The organism is Spirochaetota bacterium (assembly GCA_004297825.1).
GTDB lineage: Bacteria > Spirochaetota > UBA4802 > UBA4802 > UBA5368 > FW300-bin19.
This window is the reverse complement of sequence record SCSX01000043.1, coordinates 55,704-68,017: the sequence shown is the minus strand read 5'-3', so window position 1 is coordinate 68,017 and position 12,314 is coordinate 55,704. Positions and strand designations below refer to the sequence as shown.

Here is a 12,314-nt window from a genome sequence, read left to right as displayed (position 1 = left end):
CGGACGGATCGGCGACACCAGCATGGGTCGAGCTTGCGAATCCGAACGGATCCTACAATGGCTACGTTACCGCTATAACACGCAACGGCGGCAATGTCTATGCGGGAGGATATTGCTATAACAAATTTGGCGCTGCTGTGGCCGGATACTGGGTATCGGACGGATCGACGACACCCGCATGGGTGGAGTTTGCGAATCCGTACACTTCATATAACGATTGCATTGTCTCTTCCATAGCGCTCTACGACGGCAAGGTGTATGCCGGGGGATCGTGCTATACCGCAGACAGCATACCAATAAATAAAGCCTGTTACTGGGTATCGGACGGGACGGCGACGCCCACGCGGGTGGAGCTGGAAAATCCCAACGGTTCATCGTACAGCGGCTGGGTCAATTCCGTAGCAGTCAAAGACGGCGTAATTTATGCCGGGGGAGCGTGCTACAACTCATCCGGAGTAAGTAAAGCCGGTTACTGGGTATCGGACGGGACGGCGACGCCCGTATATACGGCATTTACCAATACTCACGGGTCATCATACGACAGTAATGTCTATTCGATAGCGATTGACGGCGACGATATCTATTTTGCGGGAGACGTGTATAGCTCATCGGGCGCAGAATATACTGGCTATCATAAAAACAGTAACGCTGCGTGGACGGAGCTTGCGACTGGCTATGACACTTCCGTGTATTGGGGTTCATACCCTTGTCAGATCGTAATTAAATAACGTTTAAAGACTCAATTGCCTTCCGGGAAGAACTACATGGCCCTCGTTATAACGCGGGCCATGCGCGTTTTTTTAAATGCGGGTCTCTTCTTCACTTTCAGTAACACGGCGGCCGGCGGGAGTAAACCATACCCGTAGAAAATATCATGGATTCCCGGCGGTACGGCGGCGGGGAGTGAAAGGCAGCGACGTAACGCTTCACTCCACTTTCCGTGCCTGGCCAAGCGCAAGCTCAAGGCGGAAGACCTCATAAAGGGAGCCGATGTCGTGGGAGCGGCCAAGGTCACCGAGGAAGTCCTGGCACGCGTGAACGTCCTGACCTGCTAATTTTTGTTGACAGCGCGGCCTTCCCTGTGAATACGTGAGCGGCATATAATCCGCATGGAGGTTCAGTGATGGCAACCGCGAAGGGCGACAGGTTTTTAAAGACGGCCGATCCCGAGGTTTTCGAAATAATCGAAAGGGAAAACCGGAGGCAGGAGAATTCGCTCATCCTCATCGCCTCCGAAAACTATACCTCGCAGGCGGTGCTCGAGGCGTCGTCGTGCACGATGACGAACAAGTACAGCGAGGGCTACGCGGGCAAGCGCTATTACAACGGCTGCCAGCATGTCGACGCGGTTGAAGTCGTGGCGATCGAGCGCATCAAGAAGATATTCGGCGCGGACGCGGCGAACGTACAGCCCCACAGCGGCACCCAGGCGAACATGGCGGTGCTCATGTCGGTCCTGAAGCCCGGCGATACGTTCATGGGAATGAACCTGGCGCACGGCGGGCACCTCTCGCATGGCTCGCCGGTGAACTTTTCGGGACTCTATTATAAAGTGGTTTCCTACGGCGTCACGCAGGACACCAATCTCATCGACTACAAAATGGCCGCCGACGTCGCGAAGGAACACAAGCCCAAAGTCATCATCGCCGGCGCATCGGCGTATCCGCGCATCATCGATTTCGCGAAGTTCCGCGAGATCGCCGACAGCGTGGGCGCGCTGCTCATGGTCGACATCGCGCATATCGCGGGCCTGGTGGCCACGGGGCACCATCCCTCGCCCGTGCCGGTATCGGACTATGTCACCATGACCACCCACAAAACCCTGCGCGGTCCGCGGGGAGGGGTCATCCTCGCGAAGGCGCCGCACGAGGCCGTGATGAACAAGTTCATCTTCCCCGGCATCCAGGGCGGCCCCCTCATGAACACCGTCGCGGCAAAGGCGGTCGCGTTCAAGGAGGCGCTCGAGCCCGCGTTCAAGGACTACTCGGCGCAGGTGATCGCCAACGCGGGGGCGCTCGCCGATACCCTTCTCTCCAGGGGATTCAAGCTCGTGTCGGGCGGCACCGACAACCACCTCATGCTCGTCGACCTGCGGAACAAGAACCTGACCGGGCGCGATGTCGCGAACCGGCTCGAGGCCGCGGGCATCACCTGCAACAAGAACGGCGTGCCCTTCGACGACAAGTCGCCCATGGTCACGAGCGGCATCCGGCTGGGCAGTCCCGCGCTCACCACGCGCGGCCTTGGCATTCAGGAATTCAAGAAGGTGGGCGCGCTCATAGGCGACATCGTGGACGGGATGAACGACGACGCGGTGCTCGCGCGGGTGCAGGCGCAGGTGAAGGAGCTGTGCGCGGCCTTCCCGACGGGCTTCCTGCGCCTCCCCTCGCGGGGATAATTAATGCTTGACGGTGGCCTCTTCCGGTGATTAGCTTCTTTGCACCAGACGTGGAGCCGAAAGAACTATTCAGTTATAAGTACAGGAGGGTCTCATGAAAAGGATTCTTGCAATGATCGTCGCGTGCGCGTTCGTGTTCGCCGCGGCCGGGTGTTCCAAGGACAAGGCGAAGGAAAAGGTCGCCCGCGCGGGCGTGGTGAACTTCGTCGTGGGTGACGCGTTCCTTATAATGGACGGAAAGGAATCGAAAGCCAAGGTCGAGGACGCGATCAAAGAAGGCATGAAGATCAAGACCACGGGCGACAATTCCAGCATCGAGATATATTTTGGCGAGAACGCCATCAAGGTGACCGGAAACACGATCGTCGAAGTGAAGTCCCTCTCCACCTATGTTGCGACCAACAACGAAGAGACCTCCCTGTACGTGGAAAAGGGTGAGATGTTCTCCAAGATTTCCTCGAAGCTCGCAAAGGGCGATGTCTACGAGGTCAAATCCCCGACCACGACTGCCGGCGTGCGCGGCACCGAATTCCTGCTGACCGAGGACGACGCGAAGGGCAACATCGCGGTGGTCGACGGGGCCGTCGAGGTTAAGAACAATTCCAAGCCCGGCGACAAGGCCGTCGTCGTCAACCAGGATGAGGAAGTCGACGTCGTGAAGGGAAAGGACATGGTCAAGAAGCAGCTTTCCGACGACAAGAAGCGCAGGCTCAAGATACTCGCCGACATCCGCGAGATGAAGAAAGAGATCTGGGAAAAGATGCGCCAGCAGAGGGAAGAAATCAAGAAGGCCGTCGAAGACCAGCGCAAGGCCAACAAGGAAATGCTCGACAAGCAGAAGAGCGAGGACAAGGCGCGCGTCGCGGACCAGAAGGAAACCGACAAGAAGAACATCGGGGACATAAAGGACAAGAGCAAGGAAGAGGCCGACAAGGCGACCGGCGATGCCAAGGCCAAGATGGAAGAATCGAAGGGCGGCGACACTAAGGCCGGCGCCGATGCGGCGAAGTCAATGATGGACGCCATGAAGCCCAAGATAGAGAAGAAGCTGGGCAACCAGTAAGAAACACCGGACTTCACGTGAACGATCACGAAGGCGCGGAACCGTTTCCGCGCCTTCGGTTTTTTGGAGGCAACGCATGTCCCTTACGCTCGCATTCCTGGGAACGGGAACCTGCAACGCGACGCCGCGCAATCCTTCCTCCCTGGCCCTGTCGAACGGGGAGGAAATTATTTGCGTGGATTTCGGCGGGGGCGCCTATCACCAGCTCTCAAGGCTCGACCACACGGCGTTCAACTATAAGAACCTGGCGGCGGTGTTTCTCACCCACTTCCACGTTGACCACGTGTCAGGGCTTCCGGATTTATTATGGGGCGAGATGTGGGACCGGTCGGGGAGACGCGAGGACCCCCTGGTCCTGGGCGGACCCCATGGCCTGGGAAATTTTTACGAACAGAGGCTGTTGCCCTTCATGGGAGACTATCCCGTCCCCTTCGAGGTAAAGCTGGTCGAGCTCGCCCGCGGCGGGACGCATACGGGGTCTTTTTACCGGATCACCTCACACGGGCTCGCGCATGGGGAATACTCGACCGGCTACCTCGTAGAGGCCGGGGGGGTCCGAATCGCGATAACCGGGGACACGGGCTGGTCGGAAGGGCTCGCCCGCCTGTTCGCGGGAGCCGATATCGCGGTCATGGAATGGGGCATCACCGGCGACGACGCCTACCCGGGCCACCTCAATACCGAAAACATCCTTCAGCTCCTGCGTGCCGGCAGCCTTCCCCCGCGGGTGTACGTGACCCATGTGTACCCTGAGGCGGGCCTGGGATGGCGCGAGCAGCTTGACAAAATGAGGCGGGTGGTGGATGAATATCCGGTGCGGTTCGAATTTCCGGACGATTCTGAAATTGTGGAAATGGAATCATGAATACGTATGCGCTGCGCGGCATTTTTCACGAAATCGTCGATCTCCTGTCCTGGAGCGTCGCCAGGCTTTACGACCTGATTCTTTACCTTTTCGATCTCGCGATGAGGCTGCTCACCCACGTCTGGGAAAAATACCAGGACCTCGAGTTCATCGAAAAATTCATCGCGCTCACGACCATCCCGGCCTTCTTCGCGGTGATTCTTCCCATCGCCGACTTCTACATATTCGAAGCAAACTTTTCCATCAACAACCCGATTGGCGTCTACCTTATCGGCATCGTCGCGGTGATGATCGCGTCGCTGTATTTCCCCCACCGCTTCCGCGTCTACGTGCGTGCGGGCATCAATCTCTACTATCTCTTCTGGATTATCTACATGCCCCTTGCGCACGAGCTCACGAAGGCGGATCCGCACCGGATCCTGTTCGGCTACTGGCTGAATATTTTCGTTCCGGTCGCCTATATCGTCGTATCGGCGCTCAGCTTCCTGAAAAACAGGGAATAGCCCCCGCTATCCGGTCCCGAATAGTTGCTTGAAATTCATCCGAAATGGGGTTATGCTTCCACACGCGGCAATCGCTTATACGAAACGGAAGGTATGCCATGAAATGCCTGGTGACCGGCGCGACGGGATTTTTGGGCGCGAACATGGTGCACGAGCTCGTGCGCCTGAAATGGAAGGTGCGCGCGTTCGGCCTTCCGGGATCGAACGCAAAGTACATAGCGAGCCTTCCGGTGGAGATCGCGTACGGCGATGTGACGGATCCGGCGGATGTCGGGCGCGCCGTGAAGGGGGTGGACGCGGTCTTCCATATCGCGGGCGACACCTCCTGGTGGAGGAACCATTTCGACCGCCAGCGCCGCATCAACACCGAGGGTCCGGTGAACGTGGCCGAGGCGTGCCTGAAGCATGGGGTGAAGACCCTGGTGCACACGAGCACCGTGGACGCGCTCGGCTATTTCCCCGGGGGCATCGCGGACGAGTCATGGCCCGACTACAATTACGGCGGCACCGGATATAATTACGCCGATACGAAGCGCGAGGGAGAGCGGCGCGTGAAGGCGTTCAACGGGAAGAAGCTCAAGGTGGTCGTGATTTATCCGGGGAGCATGATGGGACCCTTCGATTTCACCCTTCAGTACGGACGCCTCTTCTTCGATCTTCGGGACGGGAAGGTGCCCGCCTGCCCGCCCGGCGGCGCGAGCTTCGCTCACGTGCGCGACGTCGCCGGGGCGCATATCGCCGCGGTGAAGAAGGGCAGGGGCGGGGAGGGCTATATCTGCGCCGGGGAGAACATTACCTACCGCGACCTGTTCGAGAAGATAGCGCAGAAATTCGGGAAGCACGCGCCCGGGGTCACGATGCCCCCGGCAGTATTCACCGCGTATGGGCATATCTGCGAGGCGGTCTCGCGCGTTACACGCAAGCCCCCGGAGGTCGACCCGGGCATGGCGCGGTACATGTCGGTGTGCGCGTTCTACGATTCGGCGAAGGCGGCGCGGGAGCTCGGTTACTGCGTTACGCCGGTCCAGGCGATGATCGACGACGCGTTCGCGTGGTACAGGGAAAACGGCTTCCTGTGAGCGAGGGGCGCGCGGGTCCGGCGCATTGCGTATCGGCCCCCGCGCCTTTTAGGTTCTACCGGACCTTGCCGATCCTGGAAAAATCCATTTTTAGAATCTGCCTGGTATTCCAATACAGGAGTATCACCCGGCCGGTGACATTTTCCACGGGCACATATCCGAATCCCCTGCTGTCCAGCGAATTCCTTCGATTGTCGCCGAGCACGACGATCTTTCCCTGGGGGACGGTCCCCTCGATGCGTCCGGCTTCAATTCCGGAATACGTAGTTTCGCCCTTGGCGTAGGGCTCTTCCAGTTTGGCGCCGTTCAGGAAAACTTCCCCATTTTTGATCGACACGATATCCCCGGGAACCGCAATACATCTTTTTACATGTTCCTGTACGGGAGTTCCCGGAGGCGTGAATACGATAATATCGCCGTGCCCGATGCCGCGGCCGGGGTCCGTCGAATCGACGTTATTGTACGAGAGTTTTTCCATGATAAAATGGTCCCCGGTCAGGAGCGTATCCTCCATCGAGCCGGTAGGCAGGGTATAGGCCTGGATGATGTACGTACGGACCAGGAGCGCTCCGGAAAATGTAATGATTGTGACTATCGACATGCCCGCAATGAAATATTTGATATGAAGCAGGGGGTATCTCAGGGGATTTTTTTCGGTAATATAAAGCAAACAGCACGCAGCAGCTAAATATGCGATGCTGGCGGCCAACCCCAGGATCGCGCCGGCTACACTTCCCGAAAGGAGCACTAAGGCATAATTCATGGCGATGTACAGGACGAGCACCGCACAACCCCGTACGGCCTGGCCCATGTAAAAATGTCCAAGCCCGGGAAGTATTCGAGTGAGGAAAATGCCCAGCCAGGCATCCTTACCCGCCTTCCTCGATGTCTCGAACGAGTCTTCATTTCCTGAACGGGAACTGGAATGCGCATCGAAAAGATTCCACACGAGTAGGATACTGCCGCCGAAGCCGGTTAAAAATCCCCCCAGTGATCCCTGTACCCATAACGCCACCGTGGAAACAATCAGCGCGGCCTCGATCGTAATCAGGATATATCCCTTTAACGCCTTTCCAGAGTAGAGTTGGCCGAAACCGGGAAAAAGCATTGAGAGATTCACCGCGAGCCAGGGTTCCTTGTTGTTCACGTGTATTCCTCGATAACAATGGTGGATTTTCGAGCGGCATAGTTAATAATCAGACTACCGGGCATGACGCGCAATGAGACTGCAATTACCGATTATTTAGGTACGGGCAGTGTGCCGGTTAGTTCTCGATCTTGTTCACGTCCGGAAGGGGGAGCACGCCGATGCCCTCTTCGTGCAGCTCCTTCATTTCCTGTACGGTGGATTCGCCGTAGATGCCGCGCTCCGGTTCCTGGCCGTAATGAATGGCGCGCGCGGTTTCCGCGAAATCCCTTCCCACGTGATCGAAGTTTTCCTTCACGAATCGCTCCATGCGCCGGAGCATCGCGAAGATGTTCTGCGAAGGATCGGCCGGTTTGAGCGGCCCGGCGGGCCGGGCCTGGACGGAGCATCCGGTAAAGAGGCGTTTTACGTCGGGGCTGTCGCACAGGGGACAGCGCACGAGTTTTCGCTCCAACTGCCCGGCGTAGGCCTCGTAGTCCCTGAAGCTTCCCTCGAAGCGATGTCCGGACTCACACTCAAGATCGAACGATATCATTGTCCCGCCAGTTCTATTCCCGTCAGGGAAGTTTCGCGAGGCTTTCTTCCAGCTTTGCGCGCAGGCCCTTCATCTCGTCGAGTTTCGCGCGTTCTTTCTCGATTACGGCCTGGGGTGCGCGGCTCACGAAGTTTTCATTCGAGAGCTTGAGCTCGGCGCGATCGAGCTCGCCCGTGAGGCGTGCGATCTCCTTTTCCAGGCGCGCGCGCTCTTTTGCGAAATCAATGAGTCCCTTCATGGGAACGAAGATCTCGCAGCCCTGAATTACGGCGGCGGCATCCGTCTTGTCGGGAATGTAATTGGCGTCGATTGAAATGGTATCGACCTTCGCATTGGAGTTTATGTGCGTCGATTCGGCCTGGATCAGGCTGATCATCGCACTGTCCGCGGTCTTGAAGACGACGTTCGCTTTCTTGTCCGGCGGGATGTTCATCTCGCCGCGAATGTTCCGGATCTTGTACACGAGCTCCTTGAAAAGCTCGGTTTCGGCGCTGTCCTTCTCGAATGCGAACCGGTCTTCGACAACCGGCCAGGGGGCGTTGATGAGCAGGCCCTGGGCGGGGGCGGCGATAATGCTCCATATCTCCTCGGTGATGAAGGGCATGAAGGGATGCAGGAGCCGGAGCGACGCGTGCAGCACGTGGTAGAGCACCTGTTTCGCGCATTCCGAGGAGTCGGCGTCGGTGCCGTACAGGCGGGGCTTCGTGAGCTCCAGGTACCAGTCGCAGAACTCGTGCCACCAGAACTCGTAGATCGCGTAGGCCGCCTCGTTGAACCGGTATTCCTCGAGGCCCTTCGTCACCTCGCGGACGCAGGCGTTCAGGCGGTGGAGGATCCACCGGTCGAAACGCTCGAGCGTGCCGGGCTCGATCTTCCCGGGCGTGAATCCCTCGCCAAGGTTCATGAGAACGTAGCGCGTCGCGTTCCAGATCTTGTTGGAGAAGGCGCGGTATCCCTCGATGCGCTTTTCGGAAAGTATCACGTCGCGGCCCTGCGCGGCGAATATCGCGAGGGTGAATCGGAACGCGTCGGTGCCGTATTTGTCCATCATGATGAGCGGGTCGATCACGTTGCCGCGCGACTTGCTCATCTTGTGGCCCTGCTCGTCGCGCACGAGCGCGTGAATGTAAACGTCGCGGAAGGGCACGTCTCCCATGAACTTGAGTCCCATCATGATCATGCGCGCGACCCAGAAGAAGATGATATCGAACCCCGTGACGAGGACGCTCGTGGGATAGTATTTTTTGAGGGCCTGGGTCTTGTCGGGCCAGCCCAGGGTCGAGAAGGGCCACAGCGCCGATGAAAACCATGTGTCGAGCACGTCCGCGTCCTGGCGGATGTTTTTCGACGCGCATTTTTCGCACGCGGCCGGGTCCTCCATCGCGACGGTGATGTGCCCGCAGTCGTCGCAGTAGAACGCCGGAATGCGATGGCCCCACCAGAGCTGGCGGGAAATGCACCAGTCGCGGACGTTGTACATCCATTCGAAATAGGTCTTCTCCCAGTTCTGGGGAACGAAGCGGATGCTTCCGTCCTTGACCTTGTGTATGGCTTCCTGGGCGAGGGGCTTGATCTCCACGAACCACTGCTTCGAAAGGTAGGGCTCGATCACGGTGGAGCAGCGGTAGCAGTGTCCCACCGAATGCGCGTGGTCCTCGATCTTGACGAGCAGCCCCAGCGCCTTCAGATCCTGGACGACCTTTTCGCGGGCGTCGAAGCGCGACATCCCTTTGTAGGGACCGCCGTTCTCGTTGATGAACCCGCGCGGGTCCAGGATGTTTATTTCCTCGAGATTGTGCCGCTTGCCCATCTCGAAATCGTTCGGGTCGTGGGCCGGAGTCACCTTCACGAGCCCCGTGCCGAAGCTCTTGTCCACGAAGCTGTCGGGGAATACCGGGATCTCCCTGTTCATGAGCGGGAGGGTCACCGTCCGGCCGATAAGCTCCGTGTAGCGCTCGTCCTCCGGGTTCACCGCGACGCCGGTGTCGCCCAGCATCGTTTCCGGACGCGTGGTCGCGACCGTGATGAAGTCGCCCGTGCCGCTCACCGGGTACTTGATGTAATAGAGCTTGCCCGGCAGGTCCTTGTATTCGGTTTCGATGTCACTGAGCGCGGTCTCGCAGCGCGGGCACCAGTTGATGATCTTGTATCCCTGGTAGATGAGTCCTTCTTTGTAAAGCGTCACGAACACGGTGCGCACGGCGCGCGACAGGCCCTCGTCCAGGGTGAACCGCTCGCGCGGCCAGTCGAGCGAACAGCCCAGGCTCCTGAGCTGGTTTTCGATCTGTCCCCCGTAATGCGCCTTCCACTCCCACACGCGCGCGACGAACTTTTCGCGGCCCAGGTCGTTCTTGTCCTTTCCCTCCTGGCGGAGGAGCCGCTCCACCACGTTCTGCGTCGCGATCCCCGCGTGGTCCATTCCCGGCATCCACATCGCCGAAAACCCCTGCATGCGTTTCCAGCGCGTGAGGATATCCTGTAAGGTATTGTTGAGCGCATGGCCCATGTGAAGGCTCCCCGTGACGTTGGGGGGCGGGATCACGATGGTGTAGGGCGGCTTCCCGTCGTCCTCGCGGGCGTGGAAATGGTTTCCCTCCTCCCATACGCGGTACCATTTTTTCTCGACGTCGACGGGATCATAAGAAGAGGGCAGTTCCATGGCTCAGGTCCTTGTACGGTTTTCGCGCCCGGACGATGCCGCGGCGCCGTTAATCATTCGATCGGGCCGGGTGGGGTGTCAAACAGTTTTTGGCGGGGGGTCCGATGCGCGGACGGGCGCATGCGGGGAAGACGAAGGCGCGCAAACGCTTGCGCGCCTTCGTCTTCCCCGATCAATGTCAAGGAGCGCTTAACGAACGTACATTGCGTTGCTTATGCCGGATATGATATGCTTGTAGTCGCCGTCTTGGTATATCCACACGCCTTGCTCGGTGCCGCCGGACAAACGAATGGCGACCCCGTCCCCGTCAAAGGGGAGAACTTCACCGTCGGAGGCGCCGATGAATACGCGGATTTCCGTTGTGGTCATGAAAGTGGGGTCCGTGATTTTAGAAAAATGCCCGTCGGCGCTTGCGATGAACCCATAAAATCCCGACTCGGTTACCGCAAGGGATGTTATACCTGTTGGGCCAAATTCCTGGGCGTTTGGTGTCGATGCGCTCATTTTATAGAGTGTTTGGCCGGCGTCGAGCATGTAGAAATACCCGCCCTTCTTACCCGCGGAATTGATACTGCTGGGTGGACCAGTGAGCGCATTCGTGAGTATTTCCGTAATGCTTCCGCCGGATATGCCGAATATCTTTATGGAATTTGATACATCAAGTGTTATAAGGTAGACGCTTTCACTCCCGGCCGCCTTAAACATAAAAAATGGGGAATACGTGCCCAGGAGAGAAGTTAAATCTTCCCTGTCTTCGAATGGATCGGCTTTCTGGAAGCTGTCCTCATGAAGCCTGCAAAGGTATATGGCGCCGCTCCAATCGCCCAGAAGAAGCACTTCCCCGTTGCTATCCGACAGATAATATACGTTACTTGGCGGGTTGGGACCGCCCAGAGCAGCCCATGATGAATACCCATCGGAATGGGTCCACACGGATGTGCCCCCGACTACCGCAAAAACGGTACTGCCACCCGCCCCGATCATGGTAGGAACAATACTGGTCATGGTGTCGATTTGCTTATGATAACCCGGCCGGGCGATATCGAGCATGGTGGTCGTGCTGAAGCCCATCGAGTACACGAGATCCACGCCGTTTTTCGCCATGTCGAACAACCCGATCCGGTCGCAACCGTAGAGCAGGCCGGCCATCAGGAATGGAACAATCAGGAAGGCAATTCTTCTATGCATATCGGTTCTCATATTTTCACTGTATATAAGTATGGTATCATGGTGTCGGGGAGTCAATAAAAATATCGGGCCCGGGGCGGGGTGTTTTAGGGTATTCGGTCCGGTGGCGGGGCATCCCGGTGGGCGCTCCCCTGAACAGGATGCCGGATCGTATCGCGGGGGATGCATAGTTATGCCTGGGGTAATATCAGCACCCACAGGACTTCCTGAAAGAGCGCGTGCTCACCTGAATGAATGCATAGTTATGCCACAGGTAATATCTGCGCCCCGCGTATTCCGGGGCCGGCTAGTACCCCTGCATCAATACGGTATGCGGGTTCAGATAGAACATCTTCAGCCATCCGCGATTTTCCCGCTCCCAGAGCCAGAAATGCGGTAGTATGCTGAAGATCGTGTAATGGAGGTGCGGGCAGTCCGAGGTGCCGGTGTTGCCCACCGCGCCGATCACCGATCCGCGGCATACGACGGGCAAGTGGAAGCGCCTGCGCACGCTGAGATGCCCGTACAGGTGAACCCGGAGCTTGGGGCTGAGCACCAGCATGGCCTCCCCGTATTTCCCCAGGCTGCCGGAATAGATAACCAGTCCATGCGTCGCCGCAAGCACGGGGGTGCCGTAGTGCTTGATAATGTCGATCCCCTTGTGTTTCTCTTCCGCGGTGCACCAGGGGCAATCCCAGAACAGGTAGGGGTTCCAGTCGTAGGGCTGGGCCCCCAGGACGGGTATGATTGTTTTTTCAGGGCACGCGTAAACCCAGAGTGCGCACAGGAATATGAGCGCGGGGACACGAGCTTTTTTTTTGCGGGACGCGATCGATTGTATGAATCCGAGAACGATCGCCCTTATCATGCCAAGTAACATGCGTTTCGGGAATCTTTG

Annotated in this window: 11 protein-coding genes; 6 read left to right on the top strand and 5 right to left on the bottom strand. The window is 58.1% G+C overall.

The features are described from left to right. Positions 1-137 precede the first annotated feature (137 nt). From EPN93_09330 to EPN93_09305, 6 genes are all read left to right on the top strand, one after another. On the top strand, positions 138-728 hold the full coding sequence (locus EPN93_09330; protein TAL35991.1) for a hypothetical protein: 591 nt from the start codon (positions 138-140) through the stop codon (positions 726-728). A gap of 395 nt (positions 729-1,123) precedes the next feature. Continuing rightward, positions 1,124-2,398 (top strand): serine hydroxymethyltransferase, encoded by a 1,275-nt coding sequence (locus EPN93_09325; GenBank protein ID TAL35990.1) that lies wholly within the window; start codon positions 1,124-1,126, stop codon positions 2,396-2,398. A gap of 94 nt (positions 2,399-2,492) precedes the next feature. Further along, complete coding sequence (locus EPN93_09320; protein ID TAL35989.1) at positions 2,493-3,461, top strand: hypothetical protein; 969 nt, start codon at positions 2,493-2,495, stop codon at positions 3,459-3,461. A 76-nt stretch (positions 3,462-3,537) separates the two neighbouring features. Continuing rightward, the gene (locus tag EPN93_09315; GenBank protein TAL35988.1) at positions 3,538-4,326 is read left to right on the top strand and encodes a ribonuclease Z; all 789 of its coding nucleotides are present in this window, start codon (positions 3,538-3,540) and stop codon (positions 4,324-4,326) included. After that, entirely contained in the window at positions 4,323-4,829 is a 507-nt protein-coding gene (locus EPN93_09310) for a hypothetical protein (protein TAL35987.1), read from the top strand. Before EPN93_09315 ends, EPN93_09310 begins: the two co-directional genes overlap by 4 nt. Before the next feature lie 44 nt (positions 4,830-4,873). Next, positions 4,874-5,908, top strand: a complete 1,035-nt coding sequence (locus EPN93_09305; GenBank protein ID TAL35986.1) for an NAD-dependent epimerase/dehydratase family protein — start codon at positions 4,874-4,876, stop codon at positions 5,906-5,908. Between the two features lie 55 nt (positions 5,909-5,963). Here EPN93_09305 and lepB read toward each other — a convergent pair whose 3' ends face one another. The 5 genes from lepB to EPN93_09280 form a co-directional block, all read right to left on the bottom strand. Then, positions 5,964-7,055: a signal peptidase I gene (gene lepB / locus EPN93_09300; protein ID TAL35985.1), complete on the bottom strand. Its 1,092-nt coding sequence runs from the start codon at positions 7,053-7,055 to the stop codon at positions 5,964-5,966. Between the two features lie 118 nt (positions 7,056-7,173). After that, positions 7,174-7,590 carry a DUF1178 family protein gene (locus EPN93_09295; protein ID TAL35984.1) on the bottom strand — a complete coding sequence of 139 codons (417 nt, stop codon included), beginning with the start codon at positions 7,588-7,590 and terminating at the stop codon, positions 7,174-7,176. A 22-nt stretch (positions 7,591-7,612) separates the two neighbouring features. Further along, on the bottom strand, positions 7,613-10,249 hold the full coding sequence (locus EPN93_09290; GenBank protein ID TAL35983.1) for a valine--tRNA ligase: 2,637 nt from the start codon (positions 10,247-10,249) through the stop codon (positions 7,613-7,615). Between the two features lie 189 nt (positions 10,250-10,438). Continuing rightward, positions 10,439-11,437, bottom strand: coding sequence for a hypothetical protein (locus EPN93_09285; protein ID TAL35982.1), 999 nt, complete (start codon positions 11,435-11,437; stop codon positions 10,439-10,441). Positions 11,438-11,723: 286 nt separating this feature from the next. Beyond that, positions 11,724-12,296 carry a M23 family metallopeptidase gene (locus EPN93_09280; protein ID TAL35981.1) on the bottom strand — a complete coding sequence of 191 codons (573 nt, stop codon included), beginning with the start codon at positions 12,294-12,296 and terminating at the stop codon, positions 11,724-11,726. Positions 12,297-12,314 lie beyond the last annotated feature (18 nt).

Coding starts and splice junctions, on each gene's coding strand:
- EPN93_09325 (TAL35990.1), top strand. CDS start 1,124: ATGGCAACCGCGAAGGGCGACAGGTTTTTAAAGACGGCCGATCCCGAG.
- EPN93_09320 (TAL35989.1), top strand. CDS start 2,493: ATGAAAAGGATTCTTGCAATGATCGTCGCGTGCGCGTTCGTGTTCGCC.
- EPN93_09315 (TAL35988.1), top strand. CDS start 3,538: ATGTCCCTTACGCTCGCATTCCTGGGAACGGGAACCTGCAACGCGACG.
- EPN93_09310 (TAL35987.1), top strand. CDS start 4,323: ATGAATACGTATGCGCTGCGCGGCATTTTTCACGAAATCGTCGATCTC.
- EPN93_09305 (TAL35986.1), top strand. CDS start 4,874: ATGGGGTTATGCTTCCACACGCGGCAATCGCTTATACGAAACGGAAGG.
- EPN93_09295 (TAL35984.1), bottom strand. CDS start 7,590: ATGATATCGTTCGATCTTGAGTGTGAGTCCGGACATCGCTTCGAGGGA.
- EPN93_09290 (TAL35983.1), bottom strand. CDS start 10,249: ATGGAACTGCCCTCTTCTTATGATCCCGTCGACGTCGAGAAAAAATGG.
- EPN93_09285 (TAL35982.1), bottom strand. CDS start 11,437: ATGCATAGAAGAATTGCCTTCCTGATTGTTCCATTCCTGATGGCCGGC.
- EPN93_09280 (TAL35981.1), bottom strand. CDS start 12,296: ATGTTACTTGGCATGATAAGGGCGATCGTTCTCGGATTCATACAATCG.